General features: G+C 67.6%; 26 protein-coding genes. 14 read left to right on the top strand and 12 right to left on the bottom strand.

Annotation, left to right across the window (positions count from 1 at the left end):
* The first annotated feature begins 141 nt into the window (after positions 1–141).
* From hflK to AC07M9_RS02400, 3 genes are all read left to right on the top strand, one after another.
* Positions 142–1,332 carry a protease modulator HflK gene (gene hflK / locus AC07M9_RS02410; RefSeq protein WP_494881011.1) on the top strand — a complete coding sequence of 397 codons (1,191 nt, stop codon included), beginning with the start codon at positions 142–144 and terminating at the stop codon, positions 1,330–1,332.
* On the top strand, positions 1,332–2,171 hold the full coding sequence (gene hflC, locus AC07M9_RS02405; RefSeq protein ID WP_494883871.1) for a protease modulator HflC: 840 nt from the start codon (positions 1,332–1,334) through the stop codon (positions 2,169–2,171). Before hflK ends, hflC begins: the two co-directional genes overlap by 1 nt.
* Positions 2,172–2,322: 151 nt before the next feature.
* Positions 2,323–3,864, top strand: coding sequence for a Do family serine endopeptidase (locus tag AC07M9_RS02400; RefSeq protein WP_494883870.1), 1,542 nt, complete (start codon positions 2,323–2,325; stop codon positions 3,862–3,864).
* Positions 3,865–3,957: 93 nt separating this feature from the next.
* Here AC07M9_RS02400 and AC07M9_RS02395 read toward each other — a convergent pair whose 3' ends face one another.
* The 3 genes from AC07M9_RS02395 to AC07M9_RS02385 form a co-directional block, all read right to left on the bottom strand.
* Complete coding sequence (locus AC07M9_RS02395) at positions 3,958–6,165, bottom strand: transglycosylase domain-containing protein (RefSeq protein WP_494881009.1); 2,208 nt, start codon at positions 6,163–6,165, stop codon at positions 3,958–3,960.
* A gap of 136 nt (positions 6,166–6,301) precedes the next feature.
* Positions 6,302–6,700 (bottom strand): peptide-methionine (R)-S-oxide reductase MsrB, encoded by a 399-nt coding sequence (gene msrB, locus AC07M9_RS02390; RefSeq protein ID WP_494881008.1) that lies wholly within the window; start codon positions 6,698–6,700, stop codon positions 6,302–6,304.
* Between the two features lie 68 nt (positions 6,701–6,768).
* Positions 6,769–7,638: a dienelactone hydrolase family protein gene (locus tag AC07M9_RS02385; RefSeq protein ID WP_494881006.1), complete on the bottom strand. Its 870-nt coding sequence runs from the start codon at positions 7,636–7,638 to the stop codon at positions 6,769–6,771.
* A 161-nt stretch (positions 7,639–7,799) separates the two neighbouring features.
* Between AC07M9_RS02385 and AC07M9_RS02380 the strand changes: the two genes are divergently transcribed.
* The gene (locus AC07M9_RS02380) at positions 7,800–8,552 is read left to right on the top strand and encodes an SDR family NAD(P)-dependent oxidoreductase (protein ID WP_494881005.1); all 753 of its coding nucleotides are present in this window, start codon (positions 7,800–7,802) and stop codon (positions 8,550–8,552) included.
* Between the two features lie 6 nt (positions 8,553–8,558).
* Here the strand turns inward: AC07M9_RS02380 and AC07M9_RS02375 are convergent, their stop codons facing one another.
* The 3 genes from AC07M9_RS02375 to AC07M9_RS02365 form a co-directional block, all read right to left on the bottom strand.
* Positions 8,559–8,960, bottom strand: a complete 402-nt coding sequence (locus tag AC07M9_RS02375) for a VOC family protein (protein WP_494881004.1) — start codon at positions 8,958–8,960, stop codon at positions 8,559–8,561.
* Between the two features lie 248 nt (positions 8,961–9,208).
* Entirely contained in the window at positions 9,209–10,063 is an 855-nt protein-coding gene (gene purU, locus AC07M9_RS02370; protein ID WP_494881003.1) for a formyltetrahydrofolate deformylase, read from the bottom strand.
* Positions 10,064–10,076: 13 nt separating this feature from the next.
* Entirely contained in the window at positions 10,077–11,114 is a 1,038-nt protein-coding gene (locus AC07M9_RS02365) for an NAD(P)H-dependent flavin oxidoreductase (RefSeq protein WP_494881001.1), read from the bottom strand.
* Positions 11,115–11,257: 143 nt separating this feature from the next.
* On the opposite strand from AC07M9_RS02365, the gene AC07M9_RS02360 reads away from it, so the two are divergent.
* The 3 genes from AC07M9_RS02360 to AC07M9_RS02350 all read left to right on the top strand — a co-directional run bounded on the left by AC07M9_RS02360 (position 11,258) and on the right by AC07M9_RS02350 (position 15,048).
* Positions 11,258–11,623: a hypothetical protein gene (locus AC07M9_RS02360; RefSeq protein WP_494881000.1), complete on the top strand. Its 366-nt coding sequence runs from the start codon at positions 11,258–11,260 to the stop codon at positions 11,621–11,623.
* 153 nt (positions 11,624–11,776) lie between these two features.
* Positions 11,777–13,312, top strand: a complete 1,536-nt coding sequence (locus AC07M9_RS02355; protein WP_494880999.1) for a catalase — start codon at positions 11,777–11,779, stop codon at positions 13,310–13,312.
* A 185-nt stretch (positions 13,313–13,497) separates the two neighbouring features.
* Positions 13,498–15,048, top strand: coding sequence for a tetratricopeptide repeat protein (locus AC07M9_RS02350; RefSeq protein ID WP_494880998.1), 1,551 nt, complete (start codon positions 13,498–13,500; stop codon positions 15,046–15,048).
* A 23-nt stretch (positions 15,049–15,071) separates the two neighbouring features.
* Here the strand turns inward: AC07M9_RS02350 and AC07M9_RS02345 are convergent, their stop codons facing one another.
* Complete coding sequence (locus AC07M9_RS02345; protein WP_007681676.1) at positions 15,072–16,331, bottom strand: aspartate kinase; 1,260 nt, start codon at positions 16,329–16,331, stop codon at positions 15,072–15,074.
* Between the two features lie 59 nt (positions 16,332–16,390).
* Here AC07M9_RS02345 and ubiG point away from each other — a divergent pair, with 59 nt between their 5' ends.
* Together ubiG and AC07M9_RS02335 are read left to right on the top strand one after the other, a co-directional pair.
* Positions 16,391–17,152 (top strand): bifunctional 2-polyprenyl-6-hydroxyphenol methylase/3-demethylubiquinol 3-O-methyltransferase UbiG, encoded by a 762-nt coding sequence (ubiG, locus tag AC07M9_RS02340; RefSeq protein WP_494880995.1) that lies wholly within the window; start codon positions 16,391–16,393, stop codon positions 17,150–17,152.
* Between the two features lie 120 nt (positions 17,153–17,272).
* Positions 17,273–18,322 (top strand): NAD(P)H-dependent amine dehydrogenase family protein, encoded by a 1,050-nt coding sequence (locus AC07M9_RS02335; protein ID WP_494880993.1) that lies wholly within the window; start codon positions 17,273–17,275, stop codon positions 18,320–18,322.
* A 135-nt stretch (positions 18,323–18,457) separates the two neighbouring features.
* On the opposite strand, the gene AC07M9_RS02330 is transcribed toward AC07M9_RS02335, so the two are convergent.
* The 4 genes from AC07M9_RS02330 to AC07M9_RS02315 form a co-directional block, all read right to left on the bottom strand.
* Positions 18,458–18,973, bottom strand: coding sequence for an AAA family ATPase (locus tag AC07M9_RS02330; protein ID WP_494880991.1), 516 nt, complete (start codon positions 18,971–18,973; stop codon positions 18,458–18,460).
* Positions 18,970–19,548 carry a nicotinamide riboside transporter PnuC gene (gene pnuC / locus AC07M9_RS02325; protein WP_494880989.1) on the bottom strand — a complete coding sequence of 193 codons (579 nt, stop codon included), beginning with the start codon at positions 19,546–19,548 and terminating at the stop codon, positions 18,970–18,972. The genes AC07M9_RS02330 and pnuC overlap by 4 nt, the downstream gene beginning before the upstream one ends.
* A gap of 7 nt (positions 19,549–19,555) precedes the next feature.
* A complete protein-coding gene (locus AC07M9_RS02320; RefSeq protein ID WP_494880987.1) occupies positions 19,556–19,903 on the bottom strand; it encodes an arsenate reductase in 348 nt (115 codons plus the stop codon).
* Between the two features lie 147 nt (positions 19,904–20,050).
* Complete coding sequence (locus AC07M9_RS02315) at positions 20,051–20,371, bottom strand: antibiotic biosynthesis monooxygenase family protein (RefSeq protein ID WP_494880985.1); 321 nt, start codon at positions 20,369–20,371, stop codon at positions 20,051–20,053.
* 180 nt (positions 20,372–20,551) lie between these two features.
* On the opposite strand from AC07M9_RS02315, the gene aroC reads away from it, so the two are divergent.
* From aroC to ahpF, 5 genes are all read left to right on the top strand, one after another.
* Positions 20,552–21,631: a chorismate synthase gene (gene aroC / locus AC07M9_RS02310; protein ID WP_494880984.1), complete on the top strand. Its 1,080-nt coding sequence runs from the start codon at positions 20,552–20,554 to the stop codon at positions 21,629–21,631.
* 139 nt (positions 21,632–21,770) lie between these two features.
* A complete protein-coding gene (locus AC07M9_RS02305) occupies positions 21,771–22,232 on the top strand; it encodes a YaiI/YqxD family protein (protein WP_494883869.1) in 462 nt (153 codons plus the stop codon).
* The gene (bla, locus tag AC07M9_RS02300) at positions 22,229–23,098 is read left to right on the top strand and encodes a class A beta-lactamase (protein ID WP_494880983.1); all 870 of its coding nucleotides are present in this window, start codon (positions 22,229–22,231) and stop codon (positions 23,096–23,098) included. The genes AC07M9_RS02305 and bla overlap by 4 nt, the downstream gene beginning before the upstream one ends.
* A gap of 162 nt (positions 23,099–23,260) precedes the next feature.
* Complete coding sequence (ahpC, locus tag AC07M9_RS02295) at positions 23,261–23,827, top strand: alkyl hydroperoxide reductase subunit C (protein ID WP_494880981.1); 567 nt, start codon at positions 23,261–23,263, stop codon at positions 23,825–23,827.
* 161 nt (positions 23,828–23,988) lie between these two features.
* The gene (gene ahpF, locus AC07M9_RS02290) at positions 23,989–25,596 is read left to right on the top strand and encodes an alkyl hydroperoxide reductase subunit F (protein ID WP_494880980.1); all 1,608 of its coding nucleotides are present in this window, start codon (positions 23,989–23,991) and stop codon (positions 25,594–25,596) included.
* 56 nt (positions 25,597–25,652) lie between these two features.
* On the opposite strand, the gene AC07M9_RS02285 is transcribed toward ahpF, so the two are convergent.
* A complete protein-coding gene (locus AC07M9_RS02285) occupies positions 25,653–25,892 on the bottom strand; it encodes a DUF6894 family protein (RefSeq protein WP_494880978.1) in 240 nt (79 codons plus the stop codon).
* Between the last annotated feature and the right edge of the window lie 114 nt (positions 25,893–26,006).

The following is a 26,006-nucleotide window of genomic DNA, read 5'->3' as shown; positions in this document are numbered from 1 at the left end:
GGAAAAAGGGCAAGAGAGGCACTGTTATTTGGCCGAGGGGTTCTTATAGATAGCCCCATGAAAGCTATCGGTGGTGCAGACAGGCACGGCGGCTCAGGCCGCGTTGGGGGACATGGCGCAGCGCAGGACGGCGTATCGGCTATGACCGGTCGCAGTCCCTGGGGCGGCGGCAATGATGGCGGCAGCGAGGACGGCACTCCGGAAGGCGGCGAGCAGCCCGGCGACGCGCCCGAGCCCGAAGGCAGGGGCGACAAGGATTCCGACAAGGAAGACCGCCGCGGCCCGCGCAATCCCTGGCTGCCCAGCGGCGACACTCCGCCCCCGCGCCGCTCGGCCGGCATCGAGGATATCTTCCGGGGCCGCGATGCGCGCCGCGCCGGCGGCGGCGGTGGCAGCGGCGGTCCCGGACGCGGAGGCTTCCCCAACATCCCGCGCCGGCCCGACGGCAAGTCGTGGGTTCCCCTGGGTGTCGGCGTGGCGGTCGTCGCCCTGCTGGCGATGTCGAGCTTCCACATGCTCGGCCCCAAGGAGCAGGGCGTGGTCACCACGCTGGGCAAGTATTCGCGCACGATCGATTCCGGCGTCAGCATGACCTTCCCCTGGCCGATCGAGCAGGTGCAGACGGCCGACGTCCGCTCGTTCACGGTCGACATGATCCCGGAGAACGACAACGAGAAGCTGATGCTGACGAGCGACAAGAGCCTCGTCGATCTCAGCTACCTGGTCCGCTGGAACATCAAGGACCTCAAGAACTACACCTTCCGCCTCGCCGATCCCAAGCAGACCGTGCGCGAAGTGGCCGAGGCCGCCATGCGCGCCTCGATCGCGCAGATCACGCTCTCCGACGCACTGTCGGGCTCGGGCCGCGCCAAGGTCGAGCAGGATGTGCGCGAGCGCATGCAGCGCATCCTCGACGGCTACCACGCCGGCGTCTCGATCCAGGGCGTCGAGATCAAGAAGGCCGATCCGCCGGCCAAGACCAAGGGCGCGTTCGACCAGGTCAACGTCGCCCAGCAGGAATCCGAACGCGACCGCTCCGAGGCGCGTGCCTGGGCCCAGCAGGTCATCGCCCGCGCCCAGGGCGACGCATCCGCCTTCGACAAGGTCTACGAGCAGTACAAGCTCGCTCCCGAGGTCACCAAGCGCCGCATGTATTACGAGACGATGGAACGCGTGATCCGCGACAACGACACGGTCGTCGCCGAAAAGGGCGTCACCCCTTACCTGCCGCTCTCCGAAATGAAGCGCCGTGCACAGCCCGCGCCGGGCGCCGATGCAGCCGCCGGTCCCGGAACCACGGTCACGGCCCCGGCACCGCGGGGAGGCCAGTGATGGGCAACCTCTGGCAGGACTACAAGGCCGCGTGGATCGCCGGCGGCGTCGCCGTGATCGCACTGATGCTCAGCGTCATCGTCGTCCCCGAGGACGAGCAGGCGGTCGTGGTGCGGACCGGCAAGCCGGTGCGCGTCTACAACCCCTTCATCGACAAGGCCGACTTCGGCCAGACCGGCGCGGGCGTCCACTTCCGCATGCCGCTGGTCGAGCAGGTCATCCGCATCGAGAAGCGCCTGCTCTCGGTCGACATGCAGCAGCAGCAGGTGCTCTCGACCGACCAGCAGCGGCTGAACGTCGATGCCTATGCGCGCTTCCGCATCGTCGATCCGGTGAAGATGGTCGAGACCGCCGGCACCACCGAGCGCGTCACCCAGCAGCTCGAGCCGATCCTGTCCTCCTCGGTCCGCCAGGAACTGGGCAAGCGCACCTTCCAGTCGCTGCTCACCGCCGAGCGCGGGCAGGCGATGGAGAACATCCGCACCAGCCTCGACCGCGAGGCGCGCGAATACGGCGCCCAGATCGTCGACGTGCGCATCAAGCGCGCCGACCTGCCCGAGGGCGCGCTTGCCGCCGCCTTCGTGCGCATGGAAGCGGCGCGCCAGGAAGAGGCCAAGACGGTCGCCGCGCGCGGCCAGCGCGACGCGCAGATCATCCGCGCCGAGGCCGAGGCCCAGGCCGCCAGGATCTATGCCGAAGCCTTCGGCAAGGACCCGGCCTTCTACGACTTCTACCGCGCCATGCAGAGCTATTCGGTGTCGTTCGGCAAGGGCGACGGCGGCAAGACGATCCTGCTTTCGCCCGACAACGCCTATCTCAATCATTTCCGGGAGCCGTAAGCGCTCCCGGTCGTTGCTGCCTGAACCCGGAGAATGGCGGATTACCGCATCATTCAAATCCGGTTAAGCTCACTAGGCCTCAATCGGTGGTGAGTTTCCCGGTCGGTGCCCAGGCACCGCCGAAACGGAGGAATCAAAGGACGTGAAGCCAGTGCGATATGCTTATGGATTGACCACCGCGCTCCTTCTCGGAGGCGCCACCGCAACGCTCATGACCGGCTACCCCGCAGGTGCGCAGGTGGCCCAGAACGAATCCAGCGAAATGTCGAAGGTGGTCCCGCGCTCCGGCGCGCCGGCCAGCTTCGCGGACCTGACGGCGCAGCTCGCGCCCGCGGTCGTCAACATCTCGACCCGCCAGAAGGTGCAGGTCGCAGGCGGCGGCGCCAACCCGTTCGCGGGCACGCCCTTCGAAGGCCTGTTCGGCGGCCAGCAGGGCGGCGGCGGCGCGCCGCAGACGCGCGAAGCACAGTCGCTCGGCTCGGGCTTCATCGTCTCGGCCGATGGCTACGTGGTCACCAACAATCACGTCATCACCGCCGACGGCAAGGGCCAGGTCGAATCGATCACCGTCACCATGCCCGACGGCACCGAGTATCCCGCCAAGCTGGTGGGCAAGGACGCCGCCTCCGACCTCGCGGTCCTCAAGATCGACGCGGGCAAGGCGCTGCCGTTCGTCAAGTTCGGCGATTCCTCGAAGGCGCGCGTGGGTGACTGGATCATCGCGATCGGCAACCCGTTCGGCCTCGGCGGCACGGTGACTTCGGGCATCGTCTCGGCCGTCTACCGCAACACCGGGTCGGGCGCAGGCGCCTACGACCGCTATCTCCAGACCGACGCCGCCATCAACCGGGGCAACTCGGGCGGCCCCATGTTCGACATGAGCGGCCAGGTCATCGGCATCAACAACGCGATCTTCTCGCCCACCGGCGGCAGCGTCGGCATCGGCTTCGCGATCCCCGCCGAGATCGCCGCCCCGCTCGTCCAGAAGCTCATCAAGGGCGAGGCGATCGAGCGCGGATATCTTGGCGTGCGCATCCAGGCGCTGAACGAGGACCTCGCGGACTCGCTCGGCATCGAGCACAACAAGGGCGAGTTCATCCAGGCGGTCGAGCCTGACGGCGCCGCCGCCAAGTCCGGCATGCAGGCGGGCGACGTGGTGGTGAAGGTCGCCGGCAAGGAAGTCACGCGCGACCAGACGCTGTCGTACATCGTCGCCAACACGGCGCCGGGCAGCCGCATCCCGATCGACGTGATCCGCAGCGGCCGCCGCATGACGCTCACCGCCACGGTCGCCAAGCGTCCGAGCGAAGACGAACTGCAGCAGTCGTTCGACCCCAACGGCGAGCAGGACGACGCCTTCAACAACCCGCCCACGCAGCAGGAACAGGGCGCGGTCGAGAAGTCGCTCGGCCTGTCGGTGACGCCGCTGACCTCGCAGATCGCCCGCCAGCTCGGCGCGGCCGACGGGACCAAGGGCGTCGTCGTCGTCGCCGTCGATCCCAACTCGGACGCCGGCCAGAAGGGCTTCGCGCGCGGGTTCATCATCCTGGAAGCCAACGGCAAAGCCGTGGCGACCCAGGCCGACCTCAACGCCGCCGTCGCTGCCGTCAAGGCGGAAGGTCGCTCGGCCATCCTCCTGCGCGTCCAGCCGCGCGGCCAGCCCGCCACGTTCGTGCCGGTCCGCCTGCGCTGACACGCAGCGGCCGCCAGTGCCGGACATGAAGACGCCCGCCGGTTCGATCCGGCGGGCGTTTCTCGTTCGATCTGCCGCGTAGTGCGCTTCCTTTTACGGCTGCGTCACCGGGGGCCTTAGCGGCGTCGGCCGGGGACTGGGCGTAGTGCGGGGCATCGGCGCCACGCGCGGCGGGTAGCCCGCGCCCTGCCCGGGCCGCAGTCCCGGATCGTCCGGGGTGCGCCCGGTCGCCTTGTCGAGGAGGTCGCCGTTGGCGGCGGGCGGCGGCGCGGCGCCCTGCGGTCCGTAGTCGGGCACCATCAGGCCCGCGCCGGGTCCCGCGCCGTCCTCGTAGCCGGGCTGGCCGCCCGGCATGGGCGCACCGTCGGGATGCACGAGGTTGCCGTTCTCGTCGTAGTAGGAATATTCGCCCGGATTGCCCTGAAGCTGCTCGTCATCGGGATCGAGCTGCCATTCGGGCAGCTGAAGCTCGGTGTCGAACTGCTCGACCGGGCGCTTCGCCACCGCGACGCGCATGTAGTCGGCGAAGGCCCGCGCCGGAGCATGGCCGCCCGAAAGGCCGCCGACCGGCTTGGCGTCGTCGCGGCCCATCCACACGCCGGTTGTGATGCCGCTGGAGAAGCCGAGGAACCAGCCGTCCTTGTTCGAACTGGTGGTGCCGGTCTTGCCCGCGACAGGACGGCCGATCTGCGCGGCGCGGCCCGTGCCGGTGGCGACGGCCGTCTGCATCAGGTCGGTGATCCCGGCGGCGACGTAATGCGGCACCAGCACCTGCCCGCGCACCGACTTGTGCTCGTAGAGCAGCTCGCCCGCGGTGGTCGTGACCTTGAGGATGCCGTAGGGCCCGACCGAGGTGCCGCCCGCCGAGACGGCGGCGAAGGCGCGGGTCATGTCGATCACACGCACTTCGGACGTGCCCAGCACCATCGCCGGCTTGGTGTTGATCTGCGTGGTGATGCCGAAGCGGCGCGCCATGCTGGCGACGGTGCCGAAGCCGACCTCGTTGCCGAGCTGCGCCGCGATGGTGTTCTTGGAATAGGCGAAGGCGGTGCGCAGGTCGATCTCGCCCGCGAAATTGCGGCCGTCGTTCTTGGGGCTCCAGCCGTCGATCGTCACCGGCTCGTCGACCACGCGGTCGTCGGGCTTGTGGCCCGCTTCCAGCGCGGCGAGGTAGACGAACAGCTTCCACGACGAGCCGGGCTGGCGCAGCGCGCTGGTGGCGCGGTTGTAGTTCGAATTGACGTAGTCGGTGCCGCCCACCATCGCCAGCACCGCGCCGTCGCGGTCGAGGCTGACGAGCGCGCCCTGCGCGTCCTTGGGGGCGTTGCGGTCGATCGCGCTGGTCGCGGCGTTCTGCATGCCGCGGTCCAGCGTGGTCCAGACCTCGATCGGCTCCTTGTTCTCGGGCAGCAGCATGTCGAGCTGCGGCAGCGCCCAGTCGGTGAAGTAGCGGACCGAATCCTGCCCCTTCTCTTTGGCGACGGTCACTTTCGAGAAGTCGGTGCCGTCGGCCTCGGCCTGCGTGATGACGCCTTCGCGCACCATCAGCCCCAGCACGACGCGGGCGCGCCCGGTCGCCGCCTCGACATCGGCGGTGGGCGAGTAGTTCGAAGGCGCCTTGACGAGACCCGCGATGATCGCCGCCTCGGCGGTCGACAGTTCGGTGCCCGGATGGCCGAAGAACTTGCGGCTGGCCGCGTCGACCCCGTAGGCGCCGCCGCCGAAGTAGACCTTGTTGAGGTACAGCTCGAGGATCTGGTCCTTGGTGAACTTACGTTCCAGCGCCAGCGCCAGCACCGCCTCGCGCGCCTTGCGGGTGAACGAGCGGCTGTTGTTGAGGAAGATGTTGCGCGCCAGCTGCTGCGTGATCGTCGAAGTCGCCTTGGCCCGCCCGCCCGTGGTGAACGAGACGTAGACCGCGCGCGCGAGGCCGACCGGATCGACGCCCGGATGGTCACGGAAGCGGCGATCCTCGACCGAGACCAGCGCGTCGCGCATGATCGGCGGGATGTCGTTATAGGCGAGCCACTTGCCGTAGCTCGGCCCGAGCGACACGAGTTCACGCCCGTCCCGGTCGCGCACGACGATCATCTGGCCGTTCTGGCTGCTCTTGAGCGCGCCATAGTCGGGCAGCTCGCGCATCGTGAAGAACACGGCGGTGCCCAGGAAGATGGCCGCAAGCAGGGCCAGCGCGGCCCCCCATACCAGGACGCCGCGCACGATGCGGCGCCACAGGGGCTTGCTGGCAGGCTCGGTGGATGCGCCGCGACTACCGCGGCCGCGGCCGGAATTCTTGGCCATTGCTAAGGTGCAAACCCCTATGGAGGACAGGTATGTCCGGTCGCTCTACACCTTGCATGGGGATTTGTAACCCGAGGTGAACACGCAAGTTGCCCCCACCACCACCGACTGCGTCGACGGTGGTGGGGCACGCGCCTCAGTCCTTGGGCTCGAAATCGAGCGACGCGCTGTTGATGCAGTAGCGCAGGCCCTCGGGGCCGGGCCCGTCGGGGAAGACATGGCCGAGATGGCCTTCGCACCTGGCGCAGTTCACCTCGACGCGGACCATGCCGTGCGAGACGTCGCGGTGCTGCTCGACCGCGCCGTCCGCCACGGGCGCGGTATAGCTCGGCCAGCCCGAACCCGAATTGTACTTGGTGTCGGACGCGAACAGCGGGGCGCCGCAGCCGGCGCAGGTATACAGGCCTTCCTGCTTGTTCTTCTCGTACTTGCCGGTGAAGGCGCGCTCGGTCCCCGCCTCGCGCAGGACATGGTACTGCTCGGGCGTCAGGCGGTCGCGCCATTCGGCGTCGGTGAGTTCAATCTTGTCGGTCATCGCTGGACTCCTTCGAGCGCAGATATGGGCCTGAAAGGCTACGAATCCAGAGGGATGCGCCGCCGCGTTCAGAGCGTGGCGAAAAGCGTCAGCATGTGCTGCCAGGCGCGGTCGGCCTCGGTTGGGTCGTAGGCGGGGGAATCGGGCACGCACCATCCGTGGTCGGCAGCGTAAACCTCGACCTGCGCCGGGCGGCCCGCGGCGTCCGCGGCCTCGCGCAGCTTACCCTTCTGGTCGGGCTGCTTGGCATCGTCGTTGCGGGCGAGGGCGAAGAGGTAGCCGGCCCTGGTCCTGGCGAGCAGGCGGTGCGGGCTGTCGGCATCGTCGGTCGCGAGCCCGGCGCCGTGGAGCGAGGCCGCCGCGCCCACGCGCGCCGGAACGGCGGCGGCGGTGCGCACGGTGAAGGGGCCGCCCATGCAGTAGCCGTTGCTGCCGATCTTGCGCTTCTTGTCGACCACGTCCTGCCGGTCGAGGAAGCCGACATAAGCCTCGGCATCGCGGGTGATCGCATCGGGGGTGAGCAAGGCGCGCATCGGCGCGACCTTCGCCTGACCCTCGGGCGTGCGGAATTCGGAGAAGCTGCGCATGATCGGCGAGGGGCCGGAGCGGTAATACGGGTTCACCACCAGGACCGCATAGCCCTGCGCGGCGAGGCTGCGGGCCATGATCTTCTTCACGTCGCGCAGGCCCGCGATGTCGGGCCACATGATCACGCCGGGGTGCGCGCCCTTGCCGGGGTGGACGAAGAAGGCGTCGCACACGCCGTCCTTCGTGGTGATCGAGACCATCCGCTCGGTCACCGCGCCGCCGCCCTCGGCCGCGACCGTGGACGCGCAGCCGGCGAGCGCGGCGCTCGCGCCCAGCACGGCGAATTCGCGGCGGTTGAGACCCGCTAGGCGCTGGGAGCGCATTTCTTCCGGCGTCAGGTCGTCACACATGCATTCGCTCTCCAAAGTCCCGCTGCCCGGCAGCCTAGCCAGCGATCGCGCCGGAGGCGAGCCCCTTCGCCTTTCGGCGCTCGTTTCACGCTACATGGACACTAACCCGTCCTTAAGTCATCCTTGTTGACACAAAAAGCAGGGGTGGGAGAGCGCCGGGCATGGATTTCACCGGACAGCATGTCGTCATAACCGGCGCGTCGAGCGGGATCGGCCTCGCCGCCGCCACGCGCATTGCCGGGCTCGGCGGCACCGTGACGATGATCGCTCGCCGCGCCGAAATGCTGGAGTCTGAGGCGGCGAAGATCGGCCCCGCCGCCCGCTGGATCGCCGCCGACGTCGGCGACAAGGCCGCCATCCTCGCCGCTCTGGACGAGGCCATCGCCCGTTCCGGCCCGATCGACGGCCTGTTCCTCAACGCCGGAATCGGCGGCCTGTTCGCGCCCGCCGCCGACTACACCGACGAAGCGTTCGAGGCGGTGATGCGGGTGAACACCACCTCGCTGTTCTGGACGATCCGCCACCTCCTGCCGGCGATGACCGCGCGGAGGCGCGGGGCGATCGTCATCACCGGCAGCCTCGCGGCCGAGACCGGCATGGCCGGCAACGTCGGCTACCTCGCCAGCAAGCACGCCGCGCTCGGCATCGCGCGGGCCGTGGCCATGGAGGCGGCCCCGCACGGGGTGCGCTGCAACGTTATCAACCCCGGCTTCATCGACACCCCGATCCTTGAGGGCTTGCCCGACAGCTTCCGCGCGCAGATGGCTTCCCGCGTGCCGCAGAAGCGCATCGGCACGTCCGGGGAAGCCGCCAATGTCGCCGCCTTCCTGCTCTCCGACGACGCCAGCCACGTCACCGCGCAGAGCCTCGCGGTGGACGGCGGCCTGCTGGGGACGCTGATGATCGAGGGATAGGCGCGCTCAATCCCCGTTGAAGTTGAGTTCCAGGTTCACCGCGTTGGGATCGACGAGGAAGATCTGCTTGAGGCCGATGTGCTGAAGGTCGTTGACGCGGTGCTCGACGCCCAGGCTTTCCAGCCGCTCGCGAGTTTCGGCGAAGCCCTGGCAGCGCAGCGCGACGTGGTGCAGCGCGTTGGTAGGCGAGCCGGGGTGGTAGGCGTCGTAGCGCGGCCCGCCGGTGAGGCGGTCGACGAGGTGGACGATGGGCTGGTCGGCGCCGTCGTGCATCCAGTAGCCGGCGATGCCCATGGCGACCGACGGGTTCTTGCCCCGCCGGAAACCCAGCACGCGCTCGTAGAAGCTGGCGGTGGTTTCGAGATCGTCGGTCAGGATGTTGACGTGATCTAGGCCGCTGACCTGCATGATGCTCTCCCGTGTTTCTTGCGGGCGAGTGTCGCGCAAGGCGCGCATGGGGGCAAGGTTGGAACGAGGCTGGACGGCTATCGAGCGCCCCCTTTTTCGTCATCCCCGCGCAGGCGGGGATCCCGCTTGTACCTTCGACCTCACGGCCAGCCGGAAGGAAAGCGGGGCCCCCGCCTTCGCGGGGGCGACGGGGTGTTATTTGGACGGGGTGTGGCTTATGCGCCGGGCAGGCCCAAAGCCGCCCCGCCTCAGCTCCTGAACACCACCGTGCGCGAGCCGTTGGTCAGCACGCGGTCCTCGAGGTGCAGGCGTACCGCCTCGGCCAGCACGCGGCGCTCGATGTCGCGGCCCTTGCGGACCATGTCGTCGGGGGTGTCGGCGTGGGTCACGGCTTCGACGTCCTGATGGATGATCGGGCCTTCGTCGAGGTCGGCGGTGACGTAGTGCGCGGTGGCGCCGATCATCTTCACGCCGCGCGCGTGGGCCTGGTGGTAGGGCTTGGCGCCCTTGAAACCGGGCAGGAACGAGTGGTGGATGTTGATGCAGCGGCCCGAGAGGAACACCGCCATCTCGTCCGAGAGGATCTGCATGTAGCGCGCCAGCACGACCAGTTCGGCGCGGGTTTGCTCGACCAGCGCGCGGACCTGCGCTTCCTGCGCGGCCTTGTTGTCCTTCGCCACCGGCAGGTAGTGGAACGGAATGTCGCCGAGCATCAGCGTGTTGATCGCCTCGCGCGGATGGTTCGAGACGACGCCGACGATCTCCATCGCGATCTCGCCGATGCGGTGTCGGTAGAGCAGGTCGGCTAGGCAGTGGTCGAATTTGCTGACCATCAGCAGCACCCGGCGCGGCCGGTCGCGGCGCAGCATCGACCAGGCCATGCCGTACTCGTGCGCGATCGGCCCGAAGCCCTCGCGGATTTCCTCGCGGTCGGACGTGCCCGGATCGAAGGCCACGCGCATGAAGAAGCGGCCCTCGGCGAGGTCGTCGAACTGCTGCGCCTCGATGATGTTGCAGCCGGACTGCGCGAGGTAGCCGGTCACCCGGGCGACGATGCCCGGACGGTCGGCGCACGACAGCGCCAGGATCATCGGCTCGGCCATGGCGCGCCTCTCCTCAGGCAGCCGCGATGGCGGGCGCGCCGGCGCGGTTGGTCAGCGCCGCCTCGCTCTCGGCCAGCAGCGCGGCGATGATCTCGGCCACCGGCTCCTCCTTGGTGACCATGCCGACCGACTGGCCGGCCATGATCGAGCCGCTCTCGATGTCGCCGTCGATCGCGGCGCGGCGCAGGGCGCCGGCCCAGAAACGCTCAATCTGCAGCTGCGCCTCGCCCATGTCGACTTCGCCGGCGTCGAGCAACTTGGCCACCGCGACCTGCTTGGCGGTGAATTCCTCGGTGCCCTTGTTCTTGAGCGCGCGCACCGGGATTACCGGCAGCCGCGGGTCGACCTGGACCGACGCGACGGCCTCGCGCGCCGAGGCGCGGAAGAAGGCCCTCTTGAAGTCCGGGTGGGCGACCGATTCGGTGGCGCAGGCGAAGCGCGTGCCGAGCTGCACGCCGGCGGCGCCCATTTCAAGGTAGCCCGCAATCGCCTCGCCCCGGCCGATGCCGCCGGCGACGAAGACAAGATGGTCGGCCGCCAGCGTCGGCAGGATTTCCTGCGCCAGCACCGAGGTCGAGACCGGACCGATGTGGCCCCCGGCCTCGGAGCCCTCGATCACCAGCGCGTCGGCGCCCGAGCGCAGCAGCTTTTTGCCCAGCGCCAGCGTCGGCGCGAAGCAGATGACCTTGGCGCCGCTGGCCTTGATCGCCTCGACGCTGCCCTTCGGCGGGATGCCGCCGGCCAGCACGACGTGGGTGACGCCGTGCTTGGCGCAGACCTCGATCAGCTCGAACAGGTCCGGATGCATGGTGATGAGGTTGACGCCGAAGGGCCTGGCGGTCAGTGCCTTCGTGCCCACGATCTCGCCGTCGAGCAGTGCTGGGGTCATCGCTCCGCAGGCGATCACGCCGAAGCCTCCCGCGTTGCTGATCGCCGAGACGAGGTTGCGTTCCGACACCCAGGACATGGCGCCGCACAGGATCGCGGTTTCGCTGCCGAGGAATTCGCATCCCCGCGCCATCAGGGCGGAAGTCTTGGTATAGGCGGTCATCGAGGCTCCCATAGCCCGGGTTTTCTACAGGTCAGCGCCATAGGATGACGAATCGCCCCTTACAAGCGGCGAGCGGCGGAACCGGGGGACGACAGGGCAGTTTAATTGCCGCAGAATTGGGGTGAATTCAGCAGGGGATCCAGATGTTGAAGGACGACAAGCCGCAGAGCGGCGCGAATGAAGCAGGGAGCGTGGTGCCTACAACCACGGCACAGGACGATTGGGCCATTGTCCGCGACAGCGGCGAGCTCTTCGAGGATATCCTCGACATCGAGGGGCCACTTCGAATTGCCATGACGGCCGTCGCGGGTTTTTCGAAGCCGGCCATCGATCATGTCGAGCGCGGCATCGCGTTGCTTGCGCCCCGGATTCCCGAGCAGATCAGTGTGCAGCTGCGCATCCAGGCAACCAGTTTGCGCGCGGCCGCCAATGCTGGCGATGCCGACGGAGTACGTGCCGCCCAGGGTGCGCTCGTCGATGCGCTCGCCGCGCTGCGCCAGGGAGACTGACCGCCAAAACGCTCATCCGAAGTCCAAATTCGATCGCTTTTTCCGATCACAGATAGATGTTCGTATAGCTTCTCCCCCGGTTCCTCGTTCGGTAGACCTATGGGCAACCCGTTTCCGCCGCGCCGGCGGCGCGGCAAACCAAGGAGTTCAGCGATGAACGGATCGAATCCCCCCAAGGGCCAGTGCCCTTACGGCGAAGGCGCCGATGGCCTCGTACGTACCCCGCTCACCACGGCGTTCGGCGCACCCGTCGTCGATGCTTCGAACTCGATGACCGCCGGCCCGCGCGGGCCGCTGCTCATGCAGGACGTATGGCTGCTGGAAAAGCTGGCCAACCTCAACCGCGAGGTGATCCCCGAACGGCGCATGCACGCCAAGGGCTCGGGCGCGTTCGGCACCTTCACCGTCACGGGTGACGTCAGCCGGTACACCCGCGCGAAGTTCCTGGGAGAGGTCGGCAAGCAGGTCGAGCTGTTCGCCCGCTTCACCACCGTCGCCGGCGAGCGCGGCGCAGCGGATGCCGAACGCGATATCCGCGGGTTCGCGGTCAAGTTCTACACCGAGGAAGGCAACTGGGACATGGTCGGCAACAACACGCCGGTCTTCTTCGTGCGCGACCCGCGTCAGTTCGCCGACCTGAACAAGGCGGTGAAGCGCGACCCGCGCACCAATCTGCGTTCCGCCCGCAACAACTGGGACTTCTGGACCCTTCTGCCCGAGGCGCTGCACCAGGTAACCTACGTGATGGGCGACCGGGGCATCCCGCGCAGCTACCGCCACATGGACGGCTTCTCCAGCCACACCTACTCGCTCTACAACGAGGCCGGCGGGCGTTTCTGGGTGAAATTCCACTTCAAGACCCAGCAGGGCCACGCCCACCTCACAGACGCCGAGGCCGCGGACGTGGTGGCAGGTGACCGCGAATCGAACCAGCGCGATCTCTACGACGCGATCGAGCGCGGCGATTTCCCCAGGTGGACGGTCAAGATCCAGGTCATGGCCGAGGAAGAGGCCGCGACCTGCGGGTTCCACCCGTTCGATCTCACCAAGGTCTGGTCGCAGAAGGTCTACCCGCTGATCGAGGTCGGCGTGATGGAGCTCAACCGCAACCCGGAGAACTTCTTCGCCGACGTCGAGCAGAGCGCCTTCTCGCCCTCGAACCTGGTGCCCGGCATCGGTGTCTCGCCCGACAAGATGCTCCAGGCGCGGCTGTTCGCCTACTCGGACGCGCAGCGCTACCGGCTGGGGGTCAACCACCACCAGATCCCGGTGAACGCCGCGCGCTGTCCGGTGTTCAACAACCACCGCGACGGACAGGGCCGGGTCGATGGCAACTACGGGGGCTTGCCGCATTACCACCCGAACTCCTTCGGCCAGTGGCAGGGGCAGGGCGAATTCCGTGAGCCGCCAATGAAGATCGACGGCAATGCCGACTTCTGGAACTTCCGCGAGGATGACGACGACTACTACAGCCAGCCGCGGGCGCTGTTCCAGCTGATGGACGCAGCCCAGCACCAGCGTCTGTTCGAGAATACTGCCCGCGCCATGGGTGATGCCCCCGCGTTCATCAAGCAGCGCCACATCGACAACTGCACTCGCTGCGACCCTGCCTATGGCGCGGGCGTGGCGGCGGCCCTGAGCATGAGCGTCAGCCCGCAGCTCTCCCCCCAGCCCGAGCTGGCGGACTGAGCCTCCCTGTCCCGCCGCCTCCCTCCGGCGGCGGGACACCTCGATGCCTCGACGCACTCGTTCGCGCGCATAGGGCATCGTCTCCGAGACGCTTTCGCGGATTTACCAGCCTGCGTAGACGGGCGCTTTACGCTGGAAAAACAGCGGGTATGGTCGCTTCCGCAAAGTATTGGCGGGGGCCAGCGGTGAAACATTTCAAGACTATCGTGGGCGCCGCCATGGCGGCGGCAGTAGCTGTATCGCCTGCGCGCGCAGAGTGGCTCGAGGCGCGTACCGATCACTTCGTACTGGTCATCGACAGCACGGAGCAGCGCGCGCGAGACTTTGCCGAGCGGCTGGAGCGCTTCGACATAGCGCTGCGCCGCCTCTACGCCATTCCCGACACCCCCGAACGACACGACCGGCCCGTCACCATCTACGCGCTTGAACCGGAGCCGTTCGCCATGGCCTGCGGATGCGCCTATTCAGGCGTGCTGGGCTGGTATAGCCGCCGGCTCGACAGCCCTACGATCACGGTCATCACTCTCCAGGCGGAGAAGGAGAAATACCAGAAGGTCGGTTACCTCAACTCTCAGGCGCTGCTCCTGCACGAATACAGCCACCATTTCATGCTTGCGAACACGCCCAGCGCCTATCCCTACTGGTACGTCGAGGGTTTTGCCGAGTTCAACGCCAACGCCACCTTCGCAGACGACGGCGCGATCCGGATCGGGTATCCCGCGAACTATCGGGGCGGGTCGCTGCTGCGCAATACGCCGCTGCCGATGCGCAAGCTCGTCGCTCCCGAAATCCACGGCTACGGTGATGATGCGAACCAGACTTACGGCCGAGCCTGGCTGCTCACACATTACCTGATGGTCCGTCCCGAACGGTCGGGCCAGTTGAGTCGCTATCTTGCCGCGATGGCCTCGGGAACGCCCAGCCTGCAGGCCGCCCAGCAAGTCTTCGGTGACTTCGACGCCTTCGACCGCGAACTCGACCGCTACATCCGCGCCGACATCGCACCCGTGCGCGTGCCCGCCGCCAGGACCACCCCCGCAATCACCATGCGCAGCCTGTCCGAAGGCGAGGGCAACACCCTGCTGCTATGGCTGCAGGCTCACCGCGGCATCGCGCGGGGCTACGGCAAGAACGTCTCGGTCAAAGCCGCAAAGCTGGCGAAGGCGTACAACGATGATGCCAGGGCCCTGGCCATGCTCTCCGAGGCGAGCCTCGTGGCCAAGCATTACGACGAGGCGGAGCAGCAGGCGGACCGCGCTCTGGCCATCGATCCGACTTCCGCTGCCGCGCTGCTGGTGAAGGGCCGCATCGTCACGGGCCGCGCCATCGACGCCAACCCTGCGGATCCGGCAGGATGGGCGGCGGGCCGAAAGTGGTTCGCCCGCGCCAACCGCGCCGCGCCCAACGCGGCCGAGCCCTTCTACCGCTTCTATGTCAGCTATGTCTTCGCCGGACAGCAGCCACCGGAGAGTGCGGTCCTCGGGCTCCACCGCGCGCGCGAACTGGCACCGGAGAACCAGGACATCGCCTGGGCCATGATCCGCGAGAACCTGCGCAAGGACGACGCAGCAAGCGCGCGGCGCCTGCTCATTCCCCTCGCCTTTTCACCGCACACCCGCAAGGACGAGAACCGCCCTGCCCAGATCATCGCGATGATCGACGCCGCGCAGGTCACGCAGGCCGCCGAAGCAGTCGACCGCATATGGCGGGACGCGGCAACGGGCGACGACGACTGACCGCGCCGCCGTTCACGCCGAAATCAGGCTGCCGCGTCGAGCCCGTAGGCGGTGTGCAGCACGCGCACGGCCAGTTCGGTCTCGTCGGTGTCGATCAGGACCGAGACCTTGATCTCGCTGGTCGAGATGGCGATGATGTTGATGCCACGGTCGGCCAGCGTCTTGAACATGGTCGCCGCAACGCCTGCATGGCTGCGCATACCGACACCCACGACGCTGATCTTGGCGACGTTGCCTTCGGCGATCATGCGGTAGAAGCCGATCGCTTCCTTGCGCTCTTCCAGCATCGCCTGCGCGCGGGCGAGGTCGGCCAGCGGCACCGTGAAGGTGACGTCGGTCTCGCCCTGGTCCTTGGCGACGTTCTGGATGATCATGTCGACGTTGATGTTCGAATCCGCGAGCGGCGCGAAGATCGACGCCACCGCGCCAGGACGGTCGGCGATGCGGGTCAGGGTGATCTTGGCTTCGTTCTTGTCGGCGGCGATGCCGGTGATGAGCTGACGTTCCATGTCGCTTCCCTCTAGTTCTTCGTCGCTGACAATCAGGGTTCCGGGGATGGTATCGGCGGCCGGCGCGCTCTCGTCGATGAACGAGGAGAGCACCTGCACGCGCACGTTCTCCTTCATGGCGAGGCTGACCGAGCGGGTCTGCAGCACCTTGGAGCCGACCGAGGCCAGTTCGAGCATTTCCTCGTAGGTCACCAGCGGCAGCTTGCGCGCCTTGGCGACGATGCGCGGGTCGGTGGTGTAGACGCCGTCGACGTCGGTGTAGATGTCGCAGCGGTCGGCCTTGACCGCCGCCGCCACGGCCACCGCCGAGGTGTCGGAGCCGCCGCGGCCCAGCGTGGTCACGCGGCCCTGCGGCGAGACGCCCTGGAAGCCCGGGATCACGGCGATCTCGCCGGCCGCCATCGAGGCGATCAGCGCATCCGAATCGATGTCCTCGATGCGGGCCTTGGCGTGGGCGTCGTCGGTCTTGATCGGCACCTGCCAGCCCTGCCACGACCGCGCCTTGCAGCCGATCGCCTGCAGCGTCAGCGCCAGGAGGCCCGAGGTGACCTGTTCGCCCGAGGCGACGACGACGTCGTACTCGGCCGGATCGTAAAGGGCGTTGGCCTCGCGGCAGAAGTTGACGAGGCGGTCGGTCTCGCCGGACATGGCCGAGACGACGACGGCGACCTCGTGGCCCGCTTCCTGCTGGCGCTTGACGATTCCCGCCACGCGCCGGATGCGCTCGGTGCCGGCCATCGAAGTGCCGCCGAATTTCATCACGATACGTGCCAAGGCGCTCTAGCTCCTGCCCGAGGATGGATAACAGTCGGGCGCGCTGTTAGGAGGGTCCCATGGACAATGCAACTGCAACGATGACCACCAATCGCGCAACAATCGATCCGAAGGAGGCCGCACACTTCGGCGCACTGGCCGCCGAGTGGTGGGATCCCAAGGGCTCGTCGGCTATGCTCCACCGGCTGAACCCGGTGCGCCTCGCCTTCATCCGCGAGGCGATCGACGCGCATTTCGCCTGCGAATCGCGCAGCCTGCGCCCCCTGTCCGGCAAGCGCGCGCTCGATGCGGGCTGCGGGGCGGGACTGCTGTGCGAGCCGCTGGCGCGCATGGGCGCGGCCGTGACCGGCGTCGATGCGGCGCCCGAGAACATCGAGGCGGCGCGCGCGCATGCGAAAGGCATGGGGCTGGAGATCGACTACCGCGCCGGGGAACTGGGCGCACTGGGGCCAGAGGTGATGGGGCCGGGCTTCGACCTCGTCTGCTCGCTGGAAGTGATCGAGCACGTCACCGACAAGGCCGCGTTCCTCGGCAGCCTCGCCGCCGCGCTGGCGCCGGACGGGCTGATGATCCTCTCCTGCCCCAACCGCACCGTCCCCTCGCGCCTGCTGCTGGTCGAGGCCGCCGAGCGGCTTGGCCAGGTCCCGCGCGGCACCCACGACTGGAGCCAGTTCCCGACCCCTGACGAACTGCACGAACTGGCAGAAGGTGCCGGTCTCATCCTCGGCCAGCCGAGGGGCATCGCGTGGTCGCCGGTGAAGGGCCTGCACCTGTCGGAAGACCTGTCGCTGAACTACATCGTGACGGCGCGGAAGGCCTGAACGCCCGATCAACCTGTACCGTCGTCCCAGCCTTCGCTGGGACGACGGCGAGACGTACCCAGCCGGGAACTACCCTCCCCCTCCCCTTCGCGGAACACTCGCCGCAAAATGGGAGAGAACATGGACAAGCTGCGCGTCATCCAGTGGACCACGGGCAAGGTCGGCAAGCATTCGCTGCGCGCGGTGCTTGACGATCCGCGCCTCGAACTGGTCGGCTGCTACGCCTGGTCGGACGCCAAGAAGGGCGAGGATGCGGGTGAACTCTGCGGCCGTCCGGCGACCGGCATCGCGGCCACCAACGACATCGACGCGCTCCTCGCGCTGGGGGCCGACACCGTGCTCTACACGCCCTTCGAGGCCGATCTCGACCAGGCGGTGCGCCTTTTGGAAAGCGGGCTCGACGTGGTGTCCACTAACCTGTTCCTCAATGTCGGCGGCATTCGAGGGCCGGTGAAAGAGCGGCTGGAGGCGGCTTGCGCCAAGGGCAATTCCTCGCTCTACATCACCGGCATCAACCCGGGCTGGATCAACTCCGTCGTCACCAGCCTCACCGCGATCTGCCGCGAGGTCGACTCGGTCGCCATCACCGAATCGGCGGACTGCTCGGTCTACGAATCGCTGGAGACCTGGGGCTTCCTCGGCATCGGCGAGCACGGCGGCATGACCCCGGAGCTGAAGGACCGCGCGCAGGCCTGGCTGATCCTGTTCAAGGACGCCGCCGAACGCATCGGCGCGGCGCTGGGCCTCGCCTTCGATGACATCGAATTCTTCTGCGAATACGCCTCCGCCGCCGAGGACGTGGACCTCGGCTGGCTGCGCATGGCCAAGGGGACCAACGCGGCACTGCGCGGCGGCTGGCACGGCAAGGTGGGCGGCCAGACGGTCGTAACCATCACCGTGGTCTGGTATCTCACCCGCAAGCTCACCGAGGGCTGGGACATCGACGACGACCAGTACCACCTCGTCGTCAAGGGCGAGCCCAGCATCGACACCCGCATGCGCCTGATCCCCGCCGACCACTGGAAGAACCACGACTGGGACATCATGACCGCGCTCCCCGCCGTCAGCGCGATCCCGCAGATTAAGGCGGCACGGTCTGGGGTGCTGGGGCTGACGGATGTGGGCCTGCCCGTGGCGCCGGTGGGCGAGTGGAAACGGTCACGGGGGTAGCCAACAGCCGTTGTCCCCGCGCAGGCGGGGACTCCCTTCCTTCTCGCTCGCCGGCAAAGATCAAGCGGGGCATCCGCCTGCGGGGGTGACGGAGTTTGATGGTGCGGTGCAGATGACCGCACCGGCCTACCGCTTTCACCCCGCCGCCAGCAATTCCTCGATCGCAGCGCTGGCCTGCGCCTCACGCTCGGCCCACGAGCCGGCGATGCGTACGAAGGGCACCCCTGCGCGCAGCAGCATCTCCTCGGAGAGCGCGGCGAAGCGAGCGCGGGTGTCATTCTCGCCGAAGAAACGGGTTCCGTCCTCGCGCCAGGGCACGTCCGCTTCGAACAGCAGGTAGAGGTCGGCCTTGGGGTAGGCGAGCAACTGGTCGGGCACTTCGTCGAACAGCATCTGCGCCCAGGCGGCGGTCATCAGCTGGTCGGTATCGAGCAGCAGAACCGGCGGCTCATCCCGCATGGCGTGGCGGTTGGAGCGGGCCTGCCCATCGGCGATGATGATGAGGTCGGCCATGGTGAGGTCGATGCCGTGCTCCTCGCAATAGTACCGCCCGTATTCGGGCACGAACGGCCAGCCGCGCGCGACCAGGAACCGCTCGCACAGCACGGACTTGCCGGTGCTCTCGGCGCCGTGGAGGCAGACCGTCTTCATCCCTGCTGCTTCCTGTAAGCCGCGATCCACTCGCGCAGCCCAAGCGCCGACATGCCTAGGAACACCACGTAGAGCGCAGCGGTGGGCCACAGCCCCTTCGTCACGTAGACCGCGATCGAGGCGACATCGATGGCGATCCATAACACCCAGTTTTCGATCCGGCGCAAGCCGAGCAGTATCTGCGCGGCGATGCTCGCTCCTGCGATCGCGGCGTCGGCATAAGGCAGCGAGGCGTCGGTGAAGCGGTGCATGACCCAGCCGAGGTTCAGCGCCAGAGCCGCCGTCGCGGTCATCCAGACCACGCGGCTGAAATTGCCGAGCCAACGGACGGGCACCTGGCTGTCACCGAGGCTATCGAGCTTGGCGGCACGCACCCAGAGCGCCCAGCCCCACGCCTGCGCCGCCAAGAAGAACAGTTGCAGGCCCGATTCGCCGTAGAGCCGCGCCTCGAAGAAGACGAGGCCGTAGAGCGCTACCATCGCCATGCCGAAGGGGTAGTTCCACACGCTGCGCCGCACCAGCAGCGCAATGTTGGCGAGACCGAGGGCGGCCGCGATCCACTCGATCGGATTCACAGTCGCCTCAGCGCAGCGCCGCACCCCATTCCGCCTCCTTGAAGCCGACGAGAATGCCACCTGGATGCTCGACCACCGGCCGCTTGATCGTGCTGGGATGGGCCACCATCAGCGCGATCGCCTTGGCCGTGTCGAGGTCGGCCTTGTCGGCTTCGGGCAGTTTGCGGAAAGTCGTGCCGGCGCGGTTGAGCACTTTGTCGAGCCCGGCGGCATCGATCCACGCCGCCAGCTTTTCAGGCTGCGCGCCTTCCTTCTTGAAGTCGTGGAAGGTGTACGCGACGTTCTGGCCGCCAAGCCAGGCGCGCGCCTTCTTCACCGTGTCGCAATTGGGGATGCCGTAGACTTCGATCGCCATGACTTCTCGCGTATCTAGCTGGATTGCAGGCGAAAACGCACCGAACGCACCTGCATGGGCATGGCGATACACGAAGGCGGGCCGCTTGGGTATGGCGAGTTTACAACACGAAAAGACCCGTCCTCGCGCTTGCGGGGACGACGGCGATCAGGCCTCGACGTCCTCGTTCAGGGTGAAGCGCTGCACCTTGGGCGAATCGCACGTATAGAGCGTGTAGCTCTCGTAATACTCGTCGCGCCCGCGCCGCTGAACCAGCAGGTGCTCGGCATTGCGCGACCATGCCGCCGCCGCCGCCGCGTCTTCCCATTCGGACATGGAGAGCACTTCGCCATCGTCGGCAGTGTAGCTGCGGAACAGCAGGAAGCCCGGCTGCTCGGCGGCCATTACCTCCATGGCCACAGCGTCATGAATGTAGGCGTCGGCATCGATATCGGCGCGCTTGCGGTTGCGGAAGAGAACGAGGAACATGGCTCTCCTTTGCTCCGCTCGCGCCGTCAGACAAGCGCCAAAATGTCCATTGCGAGCACAAAGCTTCACTTCTTTCACACGATTGCAGCCGGAGCGGAGGCATGCGTCCCGGGCTGGCACAAACCGGGCGGCGGGTCCCTCCACTGGACAAATCGCGCATTTGCCGACAAGGCCCGGGCCATGAGCGTGAACAGCTTCGGACGCCTTTTCCGTTTCACCACCTGGGGCGAGAGCCACGGGCCCGCCATCGGCGCCGTCGTCGACGGGTGCCCGCCGGGGCTCGCCATCGACGAAGGCGTGATCCAGCCCTTCCTCGACGCGCGCCGGCCCGGGCAGTCGAAGTACACTACGCAGCGACAGGAGCCCGACGCGGTGCGCATCCTCTCGGGCGTGTTTGAGGGCCGGACCACCGGCACCCCGATCAGCCTGATGATCGAGAACGTCGACCAGCGCTCCAAGGATTACTCCGAGGTCGCGCTGGCCTACCGTCCCGGCCATGCCGACTACGCCTATGATGCCAAGTACGGGTTCCGCGACTATCGCGGCGGCGGCCGCTCCTCCGCGCGTGAGACGGCGAGCCGGGTGGCGGCCGGCGCGGTGGCGCGGCTGGTCATCCCAGAGGTGAAGATCCTCGCCTACGTTTCCGAGATCGCCGGCGACATGATCGATCCGGGCAACTTCGACGAGCACGAAATCCACGAAAACCCGTTCTTCTGCCCCGACCCGGCCGCCGCCAAGCGCTGGGAAAAGATCGTCGACGATGCCCGCAAGTCCGGCTCGTCGGTCGGCGCGGTGGTGGAATGTTACGCCAGCGGCGTCCCCGCCGGCTGGGGCGCGCCCTTGTACGGCAAGCTCGATGCCGACCTCGCGAGCGCGATGATGGGCATCAATGCGGTCAAGGGCATCGAGATCGGCGATGGCTTCGCTGCCGCGCGTCTCTCGGGCGAGCAGAACGCCGACCCGATGCGGCCCTCCGGCGAAGGCCCCGACGGCGCGCCCGAGTTCCTCGCCAACCATGCGGGCGGGATCGCCGGCGGGATCTCCACCGGCCAGCCGGTGACCTGCCGCGTCGCCTTCAAGCCGACCAGTTCGATCCTCACCCCGCAGCAGACCATAACCCGCGACGGCGCGGCGGCCGAGATGTTCACCAAGGGCCGCCACGACCCCTGCGTCGGCATCCGCGGCGTGCCGGTGGTCGAGGCGATGATGGCGCTGGTGCTGGCCGACCACAAATTGCTCCACAGGGGCCAGTGCGGGTGAGCGCGATGCCCGCTCTCTCCCCATCAGGGAAGAGATACGCAGGCTTGCCCGCTTGCGAGCTTGCTGCAGTTGAGAGGGGTGACCCGGAGCGAAAGGCCCTCTCCCAACCCTCTACCCCGAAGGGGAGAGGGCTATGACGATCCGCATCCTGATCGATGCCGACGCCTGCCCGGTCAAGGACGAGGTCTACAAGGTCGCGGCTCGCCACAAGGTGGCTGTGGTCGTGGTCAGCAACAGCCAGATCCGGGTACCGCAGAGCGCTCTCATCTCGCGCAAGGTGGTGAGCGATGCCTTCGACGCCGCCGACGATTGGATCGTCGAGGCCGTGGAAGGCGCGGACGGCGCCGGCTCTGTCATCATCACCGCCGACATCCTCCTCGCCGACCGCTGCCTGAAGCTGGGCGCGAGTGTCGTCGCCCCCAACGGCAAGCCCTTCACCAGCGCCTCGATCGGCAGCGCCATCGCCACCCGCGCGATCATGGCGGACCTGCGGGCCGGGGGCGATATCGTCGGCGGGCCGCCCCCGTTCGGCAAGCAGGACCGCTCGCGGTTCCTCTCCGCGCTGGACGAGGTGCTGGTGCGGCTGCTGCGCCAGGCATGAGCGCGCTGACCCGCCGCGCAGTGATGGCCGCCCTCGCCGCCACGCTGGTCGCCGGCCGGGTCGAAGCGAGGCCCGCAGCGCGCTTCGCCGCTCTCAGCGACCTCGAACGCCAGCACGGGGTCCGCATCGGCGCCGTCATGCAGACGGCGGACGGCAGGGTGGTCCTGTCGCACCGGGCGGACGAGCGGTTCCTGCTGTGCTCCACCTTCAAGGTGTTCCTCGTCGGCGCCGTCCTCAAGCTCGCCGAAACCAGCCCTGGCCTGCTGGCGCGGCGGATAGGCCTGCGAGAGGACCGCAAGGTGGTCAATTCGCCGGTGACGGGGGCGCTTTCGTTCCTGTCGGTGGAGGACCTGTGCGCGGCGGCCATCCAGCTCAGCGACAATACGGCGGCCAATGCGCTGCTCGATCTCGTCGGCGGGCCTGCCGGCGTGACGCGGACTTTCCGGCGGCTCGGCGACCGGGCCTCCCGGCTCGACAGGATCGAACCGCAGCTCAACGTCGGCGCGCCGGGCGACCTGCGTGATACCACCACCCCCGCCGCCGTCGCCGGATCGCTGCGCCGCCTGTTGCTGGGTCCCGAACTGCTCGCCGCAGCGGGTCGCGGGCGACTCCTCGGCTGGATGGAGCACGAACGCAACGGCACGCGGCGTATCCGTGCCGGGCTGCCCGCGGGCTGGAGCGTCTGCAACAAGCCCGGCACGAACTACGCCGGCGCCACCAATGACATCGCCGTCGTCCACAGCCCCGCCGGCGGTGCATTCACGGTCGCGGTCTACGTCGATTCGCCCCGCCCCGACATCGCGGCGAACGAGGACATCATCGCGCACGTCGCCCGCGTCACTGCCCTCGAGGCGCCGCTTACCTGACGACAGCCGGGGGCCGCGTCTCATCGACGCATCCGCACAATCCATCGCCCTGTGATCGCCTTAATCGATCAGGTCAATCGGATCATGGCCCTACAAATCGTCATGCTCCCGGCCTATCTCCGTCTCGTCAGTTTCAACCACCCACTGAGGGAGAATATATCCATGGGTATCGTCGGCAGCCACATCAAGCCGTTCCAGAACACCGCCTTCCAGGCAGGCAAGGACTTCTTCGACGTCACCGAGGCGGACATCGCCGGCAAGTGGGCCGTGTTCTTCTTCTACCCCGCAGACTTCACCTTCGTCTGCCCCACCGAGCTCGAAGACCTCGGCGATCAGTATGCGACGCTCCAGGGCCTCGGCGTGGAAGTGTTCGGCGTTTCGACCGACACGCACTTCAGCCACAAGGCCTGGCACGACACCTCGGAGACCATCGGCAAGCTCACCTACGCTTTCCTCGGTGACCAGAACCACGCCCTGACCAACAACTTCGGCGTGCTGCGCGAAGGCGTCGGCCTTGCAGACCGCGCCACCTTCGTGGTCGATCCGGACGGCGTCATCCAGCTGGTCGAAATCACCCCCGAGGGCGTGGGCCGCAACGCGGTCGAGCTCGTCCGCAAGATCAAGGCCGCCAAGTACTGGCGCGAGCACCCCGGCCAGGTCTGCCCGGCCAAGTGGGAAGAAGGCAGCGAGACGCTTGCTCCTTCGCTCGACCTCGTCGGCAAGATCTAAAACTACCCGCGACACCCTTCGGGTCGCGTGAAGGTGCGCGGCCCGGGGTTTCCCCCTCCCCCGAGCCGCGCCCTATCGCCCAGTGCATAGGGCACGGCCGGCGGGAACATGCCCCGGGCCGCCCCCTTTCTCCCAACGCAATTTCCAAAGGACCCACGACCATGCTCGACGCCACCCTGAAGCAACAGCTCTCGCAATATCTCGCCATGCTGCGCGAGCCGATCGAGCTCGTCGCCTCTCTCGGCGACGATGCGAAGTCCGCCGAGACCCGCGAGCTGCTGACCACCATCGCCTCGCTCTCGGACAAGGTCACCGCCAGTTTCGACGGCGACGACGCGCGCCGTCCAAGCTTCATCATCCGCCGCGCGAGCGACGCTAGCGCCTGGGTGCGCTTCGCCGGCCTGCCACTCGGCCATGAGTTCACCTCGCTGGTCCTCGCCCTGCTGTGGGCCGGCGGCCACCCGCCCAAGGTTTCCGACGAGGTCCTCGAGCAGATCCGCCAGCTCGAAGGCGGCACCGAGTTCGAGATGTACTTCTCGCTCTCGTGCCACAACTGCCCCGACGTGGTGCAGGCGCTGACGCTGATGTCGCTCAACAACCCGCACGTCAACGCGACGCTGATCGAGGGCGGCACCTTCCAGGCCGAAGTCGAGGAGCGCGGCGTCATGGCCGTCCCCGCCGTCTTCCTGAACGGCAAGATGTGGGGTTCGGGCAAGATGAGCGTCGAGGAGATCCTCACCAAGCTCGACACCGGCGCCGACGCCAAGGCCGCCGCAAAGCTGGCCGAGAAGAAGCCTTTCGAAGTGCTGATCGTCGGCGGCGGCCCCGCCGGGGCAGCGGCCTCGGTCTACACCGCGCGCAAGGGCTTCAGCACGGGCATCGCCGCCGAGCGTTTCGGCGGCCAGGTGCAGGACACCATGGGCATCGAGAACTTCATCTCGGTTCCCTACACCGAAGGTCCCAAGCTCGCCGCCGCGCTGGAATCGCACGTCGCCGAATACGACATCGACGTGATGAACCTGCAGCGCGCCGAGAAGCTGATCCCGGCCACCCAGCTGGGCGGCTACCACGAGGTCGTGTTCGCCAACGGCGCCTCGCTGAAAGCCCGCAGCCTCGTGCTCACCACCGGCGCGCGCTGGAGGAACCTCGGCGTTCCCGGCGAGGAGCAGTACAAGAACAAGGGCGTGGCCTATTGCCCGCACTGCGACGGCCCGCTGTTCAAGGGCAAGCGCGTGGCGGTGATCGGCGGCGGCAACTCCGGCGTCGAGGCGGCGATCGATCTCGCCAACATCGTCGGCCACGTCACCCTGGTCGAGTTCGACTCCAAGCTGCGCGCCGACCAGGTCCTGGTCGACAAGCTGGCCTCGATGAAGAACGTCGACATCTTCACCTCCGCCCAGACCACCGAGGTCGAAGGCGACGGCGAGAAGGTCAGCGCGCTGGTCTACAAGGACCGCGAGACCGGGGTGGAGCACAAGGTCGAACTGGAAGGCGTGTTCGTCCAGATCGGGCTGGTGCCCAACACCGAATGGCTCAAGGACTCGGGCGTGCAGCTGTCGCCGCGCGGCGAGATCATGATCGACGAGAAGGCCGCCACCAACCTCCCCGGCATTTTCGCCGCGGGCGACGTGACCACGGTGCCCTACAAGCAGATCATCATCGCCATGGGCGAAGGGTCGAAGGCGGCGCTTTCCGCGTTCGACTACCTGATCCGCAACGAGGCCCCGGAAGAGATCGCCCAGGCCGGGCAGGCCGCCAAGGCCGCTTGAGCCGCAGGCGATAACGAGAGGCGGGCGGGAGTCGGAAGACTTCCGCCCGTTGCGCGTCAGGCCGCCGCACCCGGTTCGTCGAGTACCGAAAACTCGAGCGTCATGTGGCGCGCGCCTGCCTCATCGCAGACCTGCATCGACCACAGCTCACCAACGAGGAAATTCTCCGCCGCCTGCTGGATCAGGTAGCCGGCGAAACGAATGGCCTCCTGCCGCGCGGCATGAAGATCGGGAAGGTCGACCCCGTCGAAATCCTGATCGCGCCCATCCTGCACATGGAAGTAATACAGCGGCATCCCCGTTCCCCCGTCGATCGCCGCCCTGGCAGGCCAACGCTCTGTCCCGGGACAGGATCATAACTTTTCGGGCCGGCTATTCAAAATCGGGGCAGCCGTTTTTGCATCGGATGC

The organism is Novosphingobium sp. GW821-FHT09E05, assembly GCF_059416165.1.
The sequence above is the reverse complement of the archived record's forward strand: the minus strand, read 5'-3'. Positions and strand labels throughout refer to the sequence as shown.